This is a genomic window from Pseudomonas sp. BP11-1-1 (assembly GCF_052112105.1).
In the GTDB taxonomy this organism is placed as follows: Bacteria; Pseudomonadota; Gammaproteobacteria; order Pseudomonadales; family Pseudomonadaceae; genus Aquipseudomonas; species Aquipseudomonas alvandae.
This window is the reverse complement of record NZ_JAUTYU010000002.1, coordinates 234,551-250,311: the sequence shown is the minus strand read 5'-3', so window position 1 is coordinate 250,311 and position 15,761 is coordinate 234,551. Positions and strand designations below refer to the sequence as shown.

At 61.7% G+C, this 15,761-nt stretch carries 13 protein-coding genes and 1 pseudogene; 3 read left to right on the top strand and 11 right to left on the bottom strand.

The window, feature by feature from the left end; translation table 11 throughout:
- Positions 1–57: 57 nt before the first annotated feature.
- From Q7C33_RS04685 to Q7C33_RS04670, 4 genes and pseudogenes are all read right to left on the bottom strand, one after another.
- A complete protein-coding gene (locus tag Q7C33_RS04685; protein WP_442095322.1) occupies positions 58–780 on the bottom strand; it encodes a methyl-accepting chemotaxis protein in 723 nt (240 codons plus the stop codon).
- 180 nt (positions 781–960) lie between these two features.
- A pseudogene (locus Q7C33_RS04680) lies at positions 961–1,875 on the bottom strand (Cache 3/Cache 2 fusion domain-containing protein); the annotation flags it as partial.
- A 344-nt stretch (positions 1,876–2,219) separates the two neighbouring features.
- Entirely contained in the window at positions 2,220–3,140 is a 921-nt protein-coding gene (locus Q7C33_RS04675) for a LysR substrate-binding domain-containing protein (RefSeq protein WP_030138186.1), read from the bottom strand.
- A gap of 33 nt (positions 3,141–3,173) precedes the next feature.
- Positions 3,174–3,299, bottom strand: a complete 126-nt coding sequence (locus Q7C33_RS04670) for a hypothetical protein (protein WP_258648517.1) — start codon at positions 3,297–3,299, stop codon at positions 3,174–3,176.
- Here Q7C33_RS04670 and Q7C33_RS04665 point away from each other — a divergent pair.
- Positions 3,298–4,692, top strand: a complete 1,395-nt coding sequence (locus Q7C33_RS04665) for a NorM family multidrug efflux MATE transporter (RefSeq protein ID WP_407682920.1) — start codon at positions 3,298–3,300, stop codon at positions 4,690–4,692. The genes Q7C33_RS04670 and Q7C33_RS04665 overlap by 2 nt on opposite strands.
- Positions 4,693–4,804: 112 nt before the next feature.
- On the opposite strand, the gene Q7C33_RS04660 is transcribed toward Q7C33_RS04665, so the two are convergent.
- The gene (locus Q7C33_RS04660; protein ID WP_407682919.1) at positions 4,805–6,478 is read right to left on the bottom strand and encodes a putative bifunctional diguanylate cyclase/phosphodiesterase; all 1,674 of its coding nucleotides are present in this window, start codon (positions 6,476–6,478) and stop codon (positions 4,805–4,807) included.
- 273 nt (positions 6,479–6,751) lie between these two features.
- Between Q7C33_RS04660 and rep the strand changes: the two genes are divergently transcribed.
- A complete protein-coding gene (gene rep / locus Q7C33_RS04655; RefSeq protein ID WP_030138189.1) occupies positions 6,752–8,761 on the top strand; it encodes a DNA helicase Rep in 2,010 nt (669 codons plus the stop codon).
- A gap of 53 nt (positions 8,762–8,814) precedes the next feature.
- Complete coding sequence (locus Q7C33_RS04650) at positions 8,815–9,387, top strand: xanthine phosphoribosyltransferase (protein ID WP_030138190.1); 573 nt, start codon at positions 8,815–8,817, stop codon at positions 9,385–9,387.
- A 120-nt stretch (positions 9,388–9,507) separates the two neighbouring features.
- Here Q7C33_RS04650 and Q7C33_RS04645 read toward each other — a convergent pair whose 3' ends face one another.
- The 6 genes from Q7C33_RS04645 to dadA form a co-directional block, all read right to left on the bottom strand.
- Positions 9,508–11,430 carry an acetyl-CoA hydrolase/transferase C-terminal domain-containing protein gene (locus tag Q7C33_RS04645; protein WP_407682918.1) on the bottom strand — a complete coding sequence of 641 codons (1,923 nt, stop codon included), beginning with the start codon at positions 11,428–11,430 and terminating at the stop codon, positions 9,508–9,510.
- A gap of 136 nt (positions 11,431–11,566) precedes the next feature.
- The gene (locus tag Q7C33_RS04640; protein ID WP_309475726.1) at positions 11,567–11,980 is read right to left on the bottom strand and encodes a c-type cytochrome; all 414 of its coding nucleotides are present in this window, start codon (positions 11,978–11,980) and stop codon (positions 11,567–11,569) included.
- Positions 11,981–12,163: 183 nt separating this feature from the next.
- Positions 12,164–12,712, bottom strand: coding sequence for a cupin domain-containing protein (locus Q7C33_RS04635; RefSeq protein ID WP_030138196.1), 549 nt, complete (start codon positions 12,710–12,712; stop codon positions 12,164–12,166).
- 128 nt (positions 12,713–12,840) lie between these two features.
- Positions 12,841–13,914 (bottom strand): alanine racemase, encoded by a 1,074-nt coding sequence (gene alr, locus Q7C33_RS04630; protein ID WP_407682917.1) that lies wholly within the window; start codon positions 13,912–13,914, stop codon positions 12,841–12,843.
- 97 nt (positions 13,915–14,011) lie between these two features.
- Positions 14,012–14,365: a RidA family protein gene (locus Q7C33_RS04625; protein WP_258648520.1), complete on the bottom strand. Its 354-nt coding sequence runs from the start codon at positions 14,363–14,365 to the stop codon at positions 14,012–14,014.
- Positions 14,337–15,641, bottom strand: coding sequence for a D-amino acid dehydrogenase (dadA, locus tag Q7C33_RS04620; RefSeq protein WP_030138199.1), 1,305 nt, complete (start codon positions 15,639–15,641; stop codon positions 14,337–14,339). Before dadA ends, Q7C33_RS04625 begins: the two co-directional genes overlap by 29 nt.
- Positions 15,642–15,761: the final 120 nt, after the last annotated feature.

Here is a 15,761-nt window from a genome sequence, read left to right as displayed (position 1 = left end):
GAGCAGGCTCCCCCACACTGATCTCAGGGGAGCTTGCTCGCGCTGGTTGCAGAGGCTTCAGCGGAATCGATCAACCTCTTTGCGCAGGTCCTGCGCCAGTGTTTCCAGTTCCTTGGCGGTGATCGCCAGGTTCGAAACCACTTCCCGTTGTTCGCTGTTGGCCATGGCAATGCTTTGCAGGTTGCTGCTGAGCAACGTCGCGGTGCTGCTCTGCTCCTGGGTGGCGGTGGTGATCGCCGCGAATTGCTGGCCGGCGGAGCGGCTTTGCTCATCGATACGCGCCAGGGCCGAGGCGACGTTGGCGTTGCGCGACAGGCCTTCCTGCATCAACAGGTTGCCCTGCTCCATGGTGCTGATGGCGTTGCCGGTTTCCTGCTGGATGCTCTGGATCATCCCTGAAATTTCATCGGTCGCCTGCCGAGTGCGGGAGGCCAGGCTGCGCACTTCATCGGCCACCACGGCGAAACCACGGCCCTGCTCACCCGCGCGGGCAGCTTCAATGGCGGCGTTCAGGGCCAGCAGGTTGGTTTGCTCGGCGATGGAAGTAATGACGCCAACGATGCCGCCGATTTCCTGGGAACGCTGGCCCAGGGTGTTGATGACCGTGGCCGTGCTGTTCAACGCGCCGGCGATCTGCTCCAGCGACGATGAAGCCTCGTCCATCGACGTGCGACCGATCTTGGTTTGCTGGGCGTTTTCCTGGGCCAGGCGCTGGGTATTGCCCATGTTGTCGGCAATGTCCAGGGACGTGGCGCTGAATTCTTCAACCGCGCCCGCCATGCTGGTGATTTCACCGGACTGCTGCTCCATCCCCTCATACGCGCCGCTGGACAAGCCCGACAGCGCCTGGGCACGGCTATTGACCTCCTGGGAGGCTTTGCGGATGTGCTCGACCATGGTCGACAAGGCCTGGCTCATCTGGTTGAAGGCACGGGCCAGTTGGCCAATTTCATCGTGGCTCGACACGTTCAGCCGCACGCTCAAGTCGCCGGCGCCCAGCGCTTCGGCCTGGCGCACCAGATCCCCGAGCGGCGCCAATTTGCTTCGCAACAACCACATCGCCGAGCCGACCGCCAACAACATCGCCAGCAGGCTGCCAATTGCCAGTTGCGTGCCGACGCTCCAGGTCACGGCACGAATCTCGGCTTTCGGCATGCTCGCCACGACCGCCCACGGCCCACCTTCAAACGGCACGGCAACGCTGTAGAAATCTTCTGCGGTGTCTTCCCAGAACGCACCTTTGCCTGGTTTCTTGACCAAGTCGGTGATGGTCGCGGTGGCCTTGTCCAGCGCCTGCACGCCCGCTGGCGGCACCAGCCATTTGTTTTGCTCGTCCAGCAACGCCAGGGAGCCGGTCTGGCCGATACGGAAGCGCTTGAGGTTTTCGAACTGGGCGTTCTGCGCATCGGTGTAGTCGAAGCCTACGTACAACACGGCGATGATCTTGCCGCTGCTGTCGCGCACGGGCGTGTATTGCGACATGTAGTAGCGTCCGAACAGCAAGGCACGGCCGATGTAGCTCTGGCCCGCCATGACCGGGCCATAAGCCGGGCCGGCGCGGTCAAGCACGGTGCCGATCGCGCGCGTGCCGTCCTGCTTGGTCAACGAGGTGCTGACGCGGATGAAGTCGTCGCCGCTGCGCACGAACACCGTGGCCACCCCGGCGGTCATCGTCTTGAAGTCGTCCACTTCCTTGAAGTTGTTGTTCAACACTTCGCCGCCCAGGCTCAAGCCCGGCGTCTGCACGCCCGCCACCGTCACCGGTTGGTCCGCATGCACGCTCAAGCCCGCGCTGAAGCGCTTTTCGAACAGACCGGCCAACCGCTGGGTGCTCTCGCGCAAGGTGCTGTGGAACGTGTTGAGCTGATCGGCCATCAGGCGCGCTTCGCTGGCCAGATGCTCTTCACGGGTGGACAGGTTGGCAGTGTCCAACGAACGCAGGGCGAAGACGGTACTGCCGGAAATCACGACCGCCAATATCACGGCTAGGGCAAGGCCAAGCTGTGAGGCGATTCGGGCACGGGGTTGAGACATGACGGCTCCTGGCCGAGAGACCGGATCGTCCTGATCACGTCGCACGCTCGGCATCTTATTCGTTAAGGTATGAATTGGCCCTTTCTGAACGAAGGTTCTATGTCCACGGATTCGGCAGCAAACCCTAATACTTGAGCGATCCGGAAGGATAAATGCCAAACAACCGGCGCCAAGGCTTCAACGATTCAGCCCAGGCGCTCCACGTCGGGTAGCTGCATGGCCTTGACCTCGCCCTGGAGAAAATCGCTGAGCCGACGCAAGCGCTCACCGCCCGACCGGGTTTTCGGCCAGACCAGATAGTAGTGCTCGCCGCTCGCGACCGCCGTCGGCCATGGCAGGCTCAAGCGGCCCTGGGCGACGTCTTCGGCCACCATCAACAGGTCGCCCATGGACACGCCATAACCTCGGGCCGCCGCGATCATGCCCAGTTCCAACGTGTCGAAGACCTGGCCACCCTTGAGCGAGACCTTGTCGGCCAGGCCCATGCGCTGCAGCCAATTGCGCCAGTCCCGACGATCCGGCGTGGGATGCAGCAGCTCCGCACTGGCCAGGCGCGCCACGTCCCAAGGCTGATCGTTCAACAGGTTCGGCGCGCCCACCGGGATCAATTCCTCGGGGAACAACAAACTGGCCTCCCAATCCCCAGGGAAGTGCCCGTTACCCAGCAGTACCGCGCAATCGAAGGGTTCGGTGTTGAAATCCACCGAGTCGATGTCCATCCAGGCACTGGTCAATTGCACCTCGTTGCCAGGCTGCAGATGCCGGAAACGACTCAACCGTGCCAGCAACCAGCGCATGGTCAGGGTCGATGGCGCCTTCATGCGCAAGATGCCGTCATCACCGTGCAACGTATGGCAAGCCCGCTCAAGGGCCATGAAGCCTTCCCGCACGCCCGGCAGCAACAGGCGCGCCGCTTCGGTCAACTGCAGGTTGCGGCCGCTGCGCTGGAACAGCCGGCAGGCAAAATGATCTTCGAGCGTGCGGATGTGTCGGCTCACCGCACTCTGGGTAATCGACAGCTCTTCGGCAGCCCGGGTAAACGAGCTGTATCGCGCCGCCGCTTCGAATGCCCGCAATGCATAAAGAGGAGGAAGACGACGAGACATTGGGAAAGCTCCTATAGCGATTTTTGAACCCTATCAGAAGATCGTTCCAGCATGAGTTTTAATCATGCCAGCAATCGGATTTATCCTTTTGTGCAAACCACGGCGAGCGCCGAGAATCAACGCTTTACTGCCTTGTTGAACATGGAGCGTGATGATCATGCAGCATCCAGCGCGTACCGAACTCTGGGCCATCCTGCGGCTGGCGGGGCCGTTGATAGCTTCGCAGTTGGCGCACATGCTGATGGTCCTCACCGACACCGTGATGATGGCGCGCCTGAGCCCTGAAGCCCTCGCCGGTGGGGGACTCGGGGCGGCGACTTATTCATTCGTCTCGATTTTCTGCATCGGCGTGATCGCGGCGGTGGGCACCCTGGTCGCGATCCGCCAAGGCGCGGGCGACATCGAAGGCGCCACTCGGCTGACCCAGGCCGGTTTGTGGTTGGCCTGGCTGATGGCGCTGATGGCGGGCCTGCTGTTATGGAACCTCAAGCCGGTGCTGTTGATGTTCGGCCAGACCGAAACCAATGTGTTGTCCGCTGGACAGCTCCTGCTGGCGCTGCCGTTCGCCCTGCCCGGCTACCTCAGTTTCATGGCCCTGCGCGGTTTCACCAGCGCCATTGGCCGGGCCACGCCGGTCATGGTGATCAGCCTCGGCGGCACGGTGGCCAACTTCCTGCTCAACTACGCGCTCATTACCGGCATGTTCGGCTTGCCGAAACTCGGCTTGATGGGGATCGGCCTGGTCACGGCCATCGTCGCCAACAGCATGGCCCTGGCGCTGGCGTGGCACATCCACCGGCACCCGGCCTACCGGGCCTATCCATTGCTCGCTGGCCTGTCACGGCCCAATCGCCAGTACCTCAAGGAATTGTGGCGCCTCGGCCTGCCGATTGGCGGCACCTACGCGGTGGAAGTCGGGTTGTTCGCGTTCGCCGCCCTCTGCATGGGCACCATGGGCAGCACGCCACTGGCGGCCCATCAGATCGCGCTGCAAATCGTCTCGGTGGCGTTCATGGTGCCTGCGGGCATGTCGTACGCCATCACCATGCGCATCGGCCAGCACTACGGCGCCGGCCAGCTGCCGATGGCGCGACTGGCCGGGCGAGTCGGGATTGGCTTCGGCGCGGCGGCGATGTTGGCATTTGCCATGGTGTTCTGGTTGTTGCCTCACCAACTGATCGGCTTGTTCCTGGACCACAACGACCCGGCGTTCCGCGAAGTGATCAACCTGGCAGTGAGCCTGCTGGCCGTGGCGGCCTGGTTCGAACTGTTCGACGGCACGCAAACCATTGCCATGGGTTGTATCCGCGGATTGAAAGACGCCAAGACTACGTTCCTGGTGGGGCTGGGTTGCTATTGGCTAATTGGCGCGCCAGCCGCGTGGTGGATGGCGTTCCATTTGCACTGGGGGCCAACTGGCGTCTGGTGGGGCCTGGCCCTCGGGCTGGCCTGCGCGGCGGTGAGCCTGACGCTGGCGTTCGAATGGAAGATGAAGCGGATGATTCGCCGTGAGCCGGGGCAGCCCGGTTTCGAAGCCATCCCGGCCAAATGAAACTCATCCCCCTGTGGGAGCGAGCTTGCTCGCGATAGCGGTGGTTCAGTCACATCGATTTTGACTGACACACCGCTATCGCGAGCAAGCTCGCTCCCACAAGGGAAAGGAGTCAGACCACGATTTCGTGCGTGGACTGCTGATCCCCCCCGAACGTCAGGTATTCCACCAACTCCCCCAGCGGCAACGGCTTGCTGATCAGGAACCCCTGCACCTGATCGCAACCGAAGCCACGCAGCAGGTCCAGTTGTTCAGCGGTTTCCACACCTTCGGCGACCACTTCCAGGTTGAGGTTATGGGCCAGGTTGATCATCGCGTGCACCAGTTTGCGGTTCTCTTCGCGCTGCTCCATGCCGCCGACGAAGCTCTTGTCGATCTTGAGCAAGGCGATCGGCAGGCTGTTGAGGTGTACGAACGATGAGAACCCGGTGCCGAAGTCGTCCAGGGAAAACCGTACCCCCAGGCGCCCCAGCGCATCCATGGTCTGCTTGACCAGTTCACTGCGGCGCATGACGGCGGTTTCGGTGAGTTCGAACTCCAGCCACTGGGCCTCGACGCCCCGCTCGGCGATCAATCGACTCAGGGTCGGCAGCAGTTGGCTGTCCTGGAACTGCCGGAATGACAGGTTGATCGCCATGTGCAGCGGCGCCAGCCCGCGTTCGCGCAGATCCTGCATATCCCGCAGTGCCCGGGAAATCACCCAGTAACCCAACGGCACGATCAAGCCGCTCTGCTCGGCCAGCGGCACGAATTCACTCGGTGGCAGCAGGCCACGCTCGCCGTGACGCCAGCGCACCAGCGCTTCGAGGCCGACGATATGGCCGCCATCGAGATTCAACCGGGGCTGGTAGTGCAACTCCAGTTCATCGCGACGCAGCGTCCGGCGCAGTTCGCTTTCCAGGTCGGCGAGGCTGCGGGCATTGCGATTGATGCGTTCATTGAAGATATGAAACGTGCAGCCTTGTGTGCTCTTGGCTTGCTGCATGGCGATGTGGGCGTGCCACATCAAGGGATCGGCACCGGCCTGGGCGCGGGCATGGGCGATACCCAGGCTGCAACCGATCAACAGGCTTTCGCCATCCACCCAGTAGGGTTCGGCCATGGCCTCGGTGATGCGTTCGGCCATCCACTCCGCGCGCTGGGGCGCACGGCGGGTATCGATCAGCAGGGCGAACTCGTCGCTGCCCAGCCGCGCCAGTTGATCACCGGCCTCAAGCGAGCCCTTGAGCCGCGAGACCACTTGCAGGATCAGCCGATCACCGGCCTGGTGCCCGAGGGCATCGTTGGCGTGACGAAAATTATCGAGGTCCAGGTGACCAAGCGCCAGGCCACGACCTTCGTTTTCAGCCAGGCGCGCCGCCAGCAGGGTCTGGAAGCCCTGACGGTTGGCGATGCCGGTCAGCGGGTCCTGTTCGGCGAGTCGTTGCAGGGTATTTTCCAGCACCCCCCGCTCGCGCACATGGCGCAGGCAACGGCGCAACGTCGCCTCGTCAAGAACATCACGCACCAACCAGTCGCTGACACCATCCGGGGAAGTCGAAGGCTCATGCTCCAGCAACAGGACCGTCGGCAGACGACAGCGACCCGGCGCCGGCTGCAGGGACGCAACAGTCAGCAGCACCGCGTTGCGGTTGTCTTCGAACAGGCTGCTGACCGATTCCCAGCTCGGAGCGCTGATCAACACGACCGAGGCTCCCATGGGCGCCAGGCACTCGCGCAATATCGCAGACCACTCAGGCGTTTCGGCCAACAACAGCAAACGCAAGGGTTCGACAGGCGTAGACAAGCTGACTCCCTAGACTCTGCAAGGTGGTAGGCGCGGGGCATTATGACTCGCCAAAGGGCAATCACCAATGCCAATGGTTCTCAAACACCCGCTTTTGAGCGTTTATTCATCCAAAAACGAACGTTAGACCTAAATTCTGTCCGCATCCTGAGGGAAAGTGACAAAAGCGGCAAATGGAGATGATGGACAGCGTCACAAGTCGGACAGGGCAGCACAATTCTCAGAGCCTGTTAAAATGCCGGCCCATTTCGCAAACGACTCCCTGACTCTGTCATGTCCCGACTCAATCCCCGGCAGCAAGAAGCCGTGAACTATGTCGGCGGCCCTCTTTTGGTGCTCGCCGGTGCAGGCTCCGGCAAGACCAGCGTGATTACCCGCAAGATCGCGCATTTGATCCAGAACTGCGGCATCCGCGCCCAGTACATCGTCGCCATGACCTTCACCAACAAGGCCGCCCGGGAAATGAAGGAGCGGGTCGGTGGCCTGTTGCGCGCCGGCGAAGGCCGCGGCCTGACCGTCTGCACCTTCCACAACCTGGGCCTGAACATCATCCGCAAGGAACACGCGCGGCTGGGCTACAAACCGGGCTTCTCGATTTTCGACGAGACCGACGTCAAGGCCCTGATGACCGACATCATGCAGAAGGAATACTCGGGCGACGACGGCGTCGACGAGATCAAGAACATGATCGGCGCCTGGAAAAACGACCTGGTCCTGCCACCCGAAGCCCTGGAAAATGCCCGCAATCCCAAGGAGCAGACCGCCGCCATCGTCTACGCCCACTACCAGCGCACGCTCAAGGCGTTCAACGCGGTGGACTTCGACGACCTGATCCTGCTGCCGGTCAAGCTGTTCCAGGACCACGCCGACATTCTTGAAAAATGGCAGAACAAGGTCCGCTACCTGCTGGTGGACGAATATCAGGACACCAACGCCAGCCAGTATCTGCTGGTGAAGTTGCTGATCGGCAAACGCAACCAGTTCACCGTGGTGGGCGACGACGACCAGTCGATCTATGCCTGGCGCGGCGCGCGGCCGGAAAACCTGATGTTGCTCAAGGAAGACTATCCGTCGCTCAAAGTGGTGATGCTGGAGCAGAACTACCGCTCCACCAGCCGCATCCTGCGCTGCGCCAACGTGCTGATTTCCAACAACCCCCACGAGTTCGAAAAGCAACTGTGGAGCGAGATGGGCCACGGCGACGAAATCCGCGTGATCCGTTGCCGCAACGAAGACGCCGAAGCCGAGCGCGTGGCCATGGAAATCCTCAGCCTGCACCTGCGCACCGATCGGCCGTACAGCGATTTTGCAATCCTGTACCGCGGTAACTACCAGGCCAAGCTGATCGAACTGAAACTGCAGCATCACCAGGTTCCCTATCGCCTGTCGGGGGGCAACAGCTTTTTCGGCCGCCAGGAAGTGAAGGACCTGATGGCCTACTTCCGCCTGATCGTGAACCCGGACGACGACAACGCCTTCCTGCGGGTGATCAACGTGCCGCGCCGGGAAATCGGCTCGACCACCCTGGAGAAACTCGGCAACTACGCCACCGAGCGCAAGATCTCGATGTACGCCGCCACGGACGAAATCGGCCTGGGCGAACATTTGGACAGCCGCTTCACCGACCGCCTGGCGCGCTTCAAGCGCTTCATGGACAAGGTCCGCGAGCAATGCGCCGGGGAAGATCCGATCTCGGCGCTGCGCAGCATGGTCATGGACATCGACTACGAGAACTGGCTGCGCACCAACAGCTCCAGCGACAAGGCTGCCGACTACCGCATGAGCAACGTCTGGTTCCTGATCGAGGCGTTGAAGAACACCTTGGAAAAAGACGAAGACGGCGACATGACCGTCGAGGACGCCATCGGCAAGCTCGTGCTGCGGGACATGCTCGAACGCCAGCAGGAAGAGGAAGACGGCGCCGAAGGGGTGCAGATGATGACGCTGCACGCCTCCAAGGGCCTGGAGTTTCCCTATGTGTTCATCATGGGCATGGAAGAAGAAATCCTGCCGCACCGCTCCAGCATCGAGGCCGACACCATTGAAGAAGAACGGCGCCTGGCCTACGTCGGCATCACCCGGGCGCGCCAGACGCTGGCCTTCACCTTCGCCGCCAAGCGCAAGCAGTACGGCGAAGTGATCGACTGCGCCCCCAGCCGCTTTCTCGATGAGCTGCCGCCGGACGACCTCGCCTGGGAAGGCAACGACGACACGCCGACGGAAGTCAAAGCCGTTCGCGGCAACAATGCCCTGGCGGATATACGCGCGATGTTGAAGCGCTAGACTACTTTTTCTCAACGACTTCAGGCGCTGAACGCGTCATCAGAGGAGGCTTCATGGAAGCCCTGCACCAGAAAATCCGCGAGCTAGGCATTGTGCTGTCCGACCAGGTCCTGAAGGTCGATGCGTTTCTCAACCACCAGATCGACCCGCAGTTGATGAAGCTGATCGGCGATGAGTTTGCCGAACTGTTCAAGGATTCGGGCATCACCAAGATCGTCACCATCGAAGCCTCGGGCATTGCCCCCGCAATCATGACCGGGCTGAACCTTGGCGTGCCGGTGATCTTTGCCCGCAAGCAACAGTCGCTGACCCTGACGGAAAACCTGCTGTCCGCGACGGTGTATTCGTTCACGAAGAAGACCGAAAGCACCGTCGCCATCAGCCCGCGTCACCTGACCAGCAGCGACCGCGTGCTGATCATCGATGACTTCCTGGCCAACGGCAAAGCCTCCCAGGCGCTGATCTCCATTATCAAGCAGGCTGGCGCCACCGTCGCCGGGCTGGGGATCGTGATCGAGAAGTCGTTCCAGGGCGGCCGTGCGGAATTGGATGCCCAGGGCTATCGCGTCGAGTCGTTGGCTCGGGTGAAGTCGCTGGCGGGTGGGGTCGTGACCTTTATCGACTGATCACGCCCTACCCTCTGTGGGAGCGAGCTTGCTCGCGATAGCGGCCTGTCAGACACATTTCGGGTAACTGATACACCGCTATCGCGAGCAAGCTCGCTCCCACAGGGGGTGGATCGGCCGTTATGGCGCAGTCGCCTTGAGCCCCGCCAGCAACAGCCGCTGATACAGCTCCTCCTTCAGCCCCTCGGGATTCGTCAACTGCATCCGCTCCAGATGCCCGGCATATTCCCAGGGCTCCGGCGCATCCAGGGCGGCCTTGCCAAGGTCCAGGATCTCGGTGAGCTTGAATTTGCTCTTCAGCCAGTTCAGAGCCCGTAACAAGTCGCGCTCGATCCCGTCGAAATCACAACCCAGCGGGTATTCCGGAAAAAGGTTGGGATGCCGCGCCTGGATCGCCTGTAGACGCTCCGACGTGTTGTCGGCGAACCGTGGATCAAGTCGAAAATCCTTCGGTAATTTACCGGCATTTTGTGCCTGCTCGATCAGGCCGGGTTGGAAGCGCGAATCGCTGATATTCAGCAACGCCTCGATCACCGCCGCGTCGGTCTTGCCCCGCAGGTCGGCGATGCCGTACTCGGTCACCACGATGTCTCGCAGGTGCCGGGGAATCGTGCAATGGCCGTATTCCCAGACGATATTCGAACTGGCCACCCCGCCCGACTCCCGCCAGCTGCGCAACAGCAGGATCGAGCGCGCCCCTACCAGCGCATGGCCCTGGGCGACGAAGTTGTACTGCCCACCTACACCGCTGAGCACCCGCCCATCTTCCAACTGGTCCGCCACTCCGGCGCCCATCAGGGTCATGGTGAAGACCGTGTTGATGAAACGCGCATCGAGGCGCTGCAAGCGCTTGAGCGGTTCCTGGCCGTACAGCTCGTTGATGTAGCTGATGCGGGTCATGTTGAATTCGAGCAGGCGGCTCTGCGGCAACTCCCTCAGGCGCTCGTAAAAACTGCGCGGGCCGAGGAAGAACCCGCCGTGGATGCAGATGCCGTCGGGTTGCGCCGCTTCGTCGAGGGTTCCGGCGATGGTCCGTTCCTGGGTCGGTTCGTCAGGGTAGACCTTGCGCCGGATAATCCCGGCCTCCGCCAGCACCAGCAAACCGTTGACGAACATTTCACTGCAACCGTACAACCCTTTGGCGAAAGGCTCGACCCCACCCTCGCGCTCGATCAACTGCGCCCACTGGCTGAGGTTCACGTCCGCCAGCAGGGCCTGGTAACCGGCGTTATCGGCCTGGCGCGCCAACAGCGCCGCCGTCAACGCGTCGCCCATGGAGCCGATGCCGATCTGCAACGTACCGCCATCGCGCACCAGGGTGCTGGCGTGCAGGCCGATCAAATGGTCCTGGAAACCCACCGGCATGTTCGGCGTGGAGAACAACGTGTGGCTGTCCTTCTCATCGATCAACAGGTCGAAGCCATCGATGCCGATTTCCGCATCGCCGGGCATGTAGGGCAAATCGCTGTGGACCTGGCCCACCATGAGAATGGTTTCCCCCGCCTCGCGCCGCTTGGCGATCATCGGCAACAGGTCCAGGGTGATGTCCGGGTTGCAGCTCAGGCTCAAGCGATCCGGATGTTCCGGGTCGCTCGCCACCAGTTGCGCGATCAGGTTCAAGCCAGCCCCATTGATATCCCGGGCGGCGTGGCTGTAGTTGCTGCTGACATAGTCCTGCTGGGCCGAAGCGCTGTGCAGGAGGCTGCCGGGCTGCATGAAGAATTGCTGGACGCGGATATTGGCCGGCAGGCTGTCGCGCTGCAGATCGGCGAGGTAATCGAGTTCTGGATAATCACCGAAGACCCGTTCGACAAAGGGCTCGAGGAAGCGCTTCTGCAGCCCGTCGCCCAAGCTCGGCCGACCCAGGCTCAGTGCTGTGTAAATGGTCAGCTGTCGCTCGGGCATTTGCGCAATGCGCTGGTAAAGCGCGTTGGCGAACAGGTTGGGCTTGCCCAGCCCCAGGGGCATGCCGAGGTGGATATGCGCGGGCAGACGCTCGAGTACGTCATCCACCGCCTGTTCGATTGAACACAACTGCACCATCCGACCCTCCGGGACATTCCATGAATGTGGGTTGGACCGAGCTTGCCGGGTCTTGGTTGCGATGACCAGTCCGGAAAAAATCCCAGGCACAAAAAAGCCGCTCGTAAGCGGCTTTTTTGCGGAAGATGAATGCCTGTTACAGGCCGGACATCTCTTTGATGGCGCCTTTGAGTTCATCATCGGTGCAATCGGCGCAGGTGCCTTTAGGCGGCATGGCATTGATCCCGGTAATGGCCTTCGCCAGGATGCCGTCAAGGCCGCCCTGGTGGTCGGCGCGTTCTTTCCAGGCAGCCTTGTCACCGATTTTCGGAGCGCCCAGCAGGCCGGTACCGTGGCAAGCGTTGCAATGTTTGGCGATGACGTCTTTTGGCGCCTTGGCACCGCCAGCGCCACCCGCCGCGGCAGCCACTTCCATGCCCTTGCATTCCTTGCCCTGGACGCAAACCTGGCCGACGGGTTCAAGGCGCTTGGCGATATCATCGGTCGGCGCCGCTTGAGCGCTCGCAGCCCATAGGGCCAATACGGTTGCTGGTGCAGCCAGCATTTTCATAATTAGGTTCACGCGTACACCCTCAATGGTGGCTAGTCACGCCTGCGGCCACGGTTTGCAGGCGGGCGCAAGTATAGCGGTAAGCCTGTCACTCCGAAACAACCCCAAAGTCGCAAGGGTCTTGTTTGTCATGACAGCCCAACCTTCGAGCGCCTTTGCCCTGCGGGTTCGGCGCCTCTTCTTCTAGAAATTGGCCGGTGTGGCTGCGCTGATCAGTCGCGCCGGCACGTCGAACGGATTACGGAAACGATGGGGCTTGGTACTCTCGAAATAGTAGCTGTCGCCCGCCTCCAGCACGAAGGTTTCGGCGCCGACAACCAATTCCAGCCGCCCTTCCACCAGGATTCCGGTTTCTTCGCCTTCATGGGTGAGCATCTCGTCACCGGTGTCGGCGCCAGGCGGATAGATTTCGTTCAGGAAAGCAATCGCCCGACTCGGATGCGCCCTGCCCACCAGTTTCATGGTCACGGCGCCATCGGAGATGTCGATCAGTTCGTTGGCTTTGTAGACGATCTGGGTCGGTTTCTCCTGGAGGATTTCTTCGGAGAAAAACTCGACCATGGACATGGGAATCCCGCCAAGGACCTTGCGCAGCGAGCTGATCGAGGGGCTCACGCTGTTCTTCTCGATCATCGAAATGGTGCTGTTGGTGACGCCCGCGCGCTTGGCGAGTTCACGCTGGGAAAGGCCTTTGAGTTTACGAATGGATTGCAGTCGTTCACCGACGTCCAATGCTGGAGCCTCCAGGGAATCAGGTTATGTGTAAAGTGAGCGTTATCATGGCGACAGCGTTCAGTATTTACAACACCTTGGCCCGAATCCTGTGCGGTGAAGCGACTTTCGGTAGGTCACGCTGGGGGTCAGCCCTCGGAATAGAGCCTTGGCACCCGTCGCAGGTTGCAGAAAATCTGGTAGGGGATCATGTCGGCAGCCTTCGCAACGTCACTGGCGAGGACATTCTTGCCCCACAGCTCCACGGTTGAGCCAAGCCCGGCTTGGGGAATATGGGTCAAGTCCACGGCCAGCATGTCCATCGATACCCGCCCGACCAGTTGGCTACGCTGCCCATCCACCAGTACCGGCGTGCCGTTGGGCACCTGGCGCGGGTAGCCGTCGGCGTACCCCATGGCGACCACGCCGACCCGGGTCGGTTGCGCCGTGACAAAGCGTGCGCCATAGCCCACGGGCTCGCCGGCGGGAAGTTCACGCACGCTGATGATTTTCGATTCCAGCGTCATGACCGGTTGCAGGCGTGAAGCAACGGCATTGGCTTCTTCGAAAGGCGTCGCGCCGTACAGCATGATGCCGGGCCGCACCCAGTCGCTGGGAATCTGCGGCCAGCCCAGCACCGCTGGCGAGTTGCGCAGGCTGACCTCTGCCATCAAGCCCTGGCGGGTCTGCTCGAATACTGCCAATTGTTGCAGGCTGCTAGGGTCATGCAATTCATCGGCGCGGGCAAAGTGGCTCATCAACACGATCTTCGCCACGTTGCCACTGGCCAGCAGACGACGATACGCCGGCTGGAAATCGTCCGGGTGCAGGCCGACCCGATGCATGCCCGAATCGAGCTTGAGCCAGACCGTGATCGGCTTGCCCAGCGTCGCGCGCTCGATCGCTTCGAGCTGCCACAATGCATGCACCACGCACCAGAAGTCGTGCTCAACGATCAAGGCAAGTTCATCGGCCTCGAAGAAACCTTCCAGCAGCAGGATCGGCCCGCGAATCCCACCGGCCCGCAGCTCCAGGGCTTCTTCGATGCACGCCACCGCGAAACCGTCAGCGGTTTCCTGCAAGGCCTCGGCGCAGCGCACCGCGCCATGCCCGTAAGCGTCGGCCTTGATCACCGCCAGGGCCTTGGCCCCCGTGACTTCACGGGCTAGCTGGTAGTTGTGACGCAGGGCTTGGAGGTCGATCAAGGCACGGGCAGGACGCATGGCGGCAGGCTTCTAGGCGGTCATGGTTAAAAAAACCGGCGCCGGCTGACGGCATCAGCCGACAACAGCGCCGGGAGAGGGAGAGTCTTGACAGTGATCAGGGCAGCGCCGCGACGACGGACAGCTCCACCAGGATCTGCGGCTCGCACAATTTGGCCTCTACCGTGGCGCGGGCCGGGGCGACGCCCTTGGGCAGCCATTTGTCCCACACCGCGTTCATGCCGGCGAAGTGCGCGTCGATGTCCTTCAGGTAAATCGTCACCGACAGCAGGCGGCTCTTGTCGGTCCCGGCCAGGTCGAGCAGTCGCTCGATATTGGCCAGTGTCTCGCGCGTCTGCTGTTCGATACCGGCACTCATGTCGTCGCCGACCTGCCCTGCCAGGTAAACGGTGCCGTTGTGCACGACAACCTGACTCATGCGGTCATTGGTGAGCTGGCGCTGGATTGCCATGTTTCGCGGACTCCTGGGGTTTGCTGCCATAACGGGAAATATCGAGGCCTTCGGCGCTGATCTGTGGCTTTTTCTTTGCCATCAGGTCCGCGAGAAGGCGACCGGAACCACAGGCCATGGTCCAACCGAGGGTGCCGTGGCCGGTGTTCAGGAACAGGTTCTTGAACGGCGTCGCCCCAACGATCGGCGTGCCGTCCGGAGTGGTCGGGCGCAGGCCGGTCCAGAAACTGGCCTGGGCCAAATCGCCGCCCTGAGGATAAAGGTCGTTGACGATCATCTCCAGGGTTTCGCGCCGGCGCGGGTTAAGCGAGAGGTCAAAACCGGCGATTTCCGCCATGCCGCCAACGCGGATACGGTTGTCGAACCGGGTGATCGCGACCTTGTAGGTTTCGTCGAGGATGGTTGAAGTCGGTGCCATCGCCGGGTTGGTGATCGGCACGGTCAGGGAGTAACCCTTGAGCGGATACACCGGCGCACGGATACCCAGCGGCTTGAGCAGTTGCGGCGAGTAGCTGCCAAGCGCCAGGACATAACGGTCGGCGGTTTCCAGCTTGCCATCGATCCACACGCCATTGATTCGGTCGCCGGCGAAATCCAGGCGCTCGATGTTCTGGTCGAAACGAAATTGCACGCCGAGCTTCACGGCCATTTCCGCCAGGCGAGTGGTGAACATCTGGCAATCGCCGGTCTGGTCATTTGGCAGGCGCAGGGCACCGGCAAGGATATCGGTGACATTCGCCAGGGCCGGTTCGACGCGGGCGATGCCTTCGCGATCGAGGACTTCGAACGGTACGCCGGATTCCTTCAGAACAGCGATGTCCTTGGCCGCACCATCAAGCTGGGCCTGGGTGCGGAACAGTTGGGTAGTGCCGAGGCTGCGGCCTTCGTAGGCGATGCCGGTTTCGGCGCGCAGCTCATCGAGGCAGTCACGGCTGTACTCGGAAAGCCGGACCATGCGCTCCTTGTTGATGGCATAGCGGCTCGCGGTGCAATTGCGCAACATCTGCGCCATCCACAAGTATTGGTCGATGTCGGCGGTGGCCTTGATCGCCAGCGGTGCGTGACGCTGAAGCAGCCATTTGATGGCCTTGAGCGGCACGCCCGGCGCGGCCCACGGCGAGGCGTAACCCGGCGATACCTGGCCGGCATTGGCGAAACTGGTTTCCATGGCAGGCGCCGGCTGACGGTCGACCACCACCACTTCAAACCCGGCACGCGCCAGATAATAAGCACTGACGGTACCGATGACGCCGCTACCCAAGACCAGAACGCGCATGTTGAAACCCTCATCGCGGATAACCGCTGACGTTTGTTGTACAAACCTTAGATGCGCGCAGTGTAAAAAAGATCAGCCAGTGCTTTTCACTATATAAATGCCTATATTTGGCGAGAATTC

Coding starts and splice junctions, on each gene's coding strand:
- Q7C33_RS04665 (WP_407682920.1), top strand. CDS start 3,298: ATGCAGCATCCAGCGCGTACCGAACTCTGGGCCATCCTGCGGCTGGCG.
- rep (WP_030138189.1), top strand. CDS start 6,752: ATGTCCCGACTCAATCCCCGGCAGCAAGAAGCCGTGAACTATGTCGGC.
- Q7C33_RS04675 (WP_030138186.1), bottom strand. CDS start 3,140: ATGTCTCGTCGTCTTCCTCCTCTTTATGCATTGCGGGCATTCGAAGCG.
- Q7C33_RS04640 (WP_309475726.1), bottom strand. CDS start 11,980: ATGAAAATGCTGGCTGCACCAGCAACCGTATTGGCCCTATGGGCTGCG.
- alr (WP_407682917.1), bottom strand. CDS start 13,914: ATGCGTCCTGCCCGTGCCTTGATCGACCTCCAAGCCCTGCGTCACAAC.
- Q7C33_RS04670 (WP_258648517.1), bottom strand. CDS start 3,299: ATGATCATCACGCTCCATGTTCAACAAGGCAGTAAAGCGTTGATTCTC.
- Q7C33_RS04645 (WP_407682918.1), bottom strand. CDS start 11,430: ATGGTGCAGTTGTGTTCAATCGAACAGGCGGTGGATGACGTACTCGAG.
- Q7C33_RS04625 (WP_258648520.1), bottom strand. CDS start 14,365: ATGGCAATCCAGCGCCAGCTCACCAATGACCGCATGAGTCAGGTTGTC.
- dadA (WP_030138199.1), bottom strand. CDS start 15,641: ATGCGCGTTCTGGTCTTGGGTAGCGGCGTCATCGGTACCGTCAGTGCT.
- Q7C33_RS04650 (WP_030138190.1), top strand. CDS start 8,815: ATGGAAGCCCTGCACCAGAAAATCCGCGAGCTAGGCATTGTGCTGTCC.
- Q7C33_RS04685 (WP_442095322.1), bottom strand. CDS start 780: ATGGCGGGCGCGGTTGAAGAATTCAGCGCCACGTCCCTGGACATTGCC.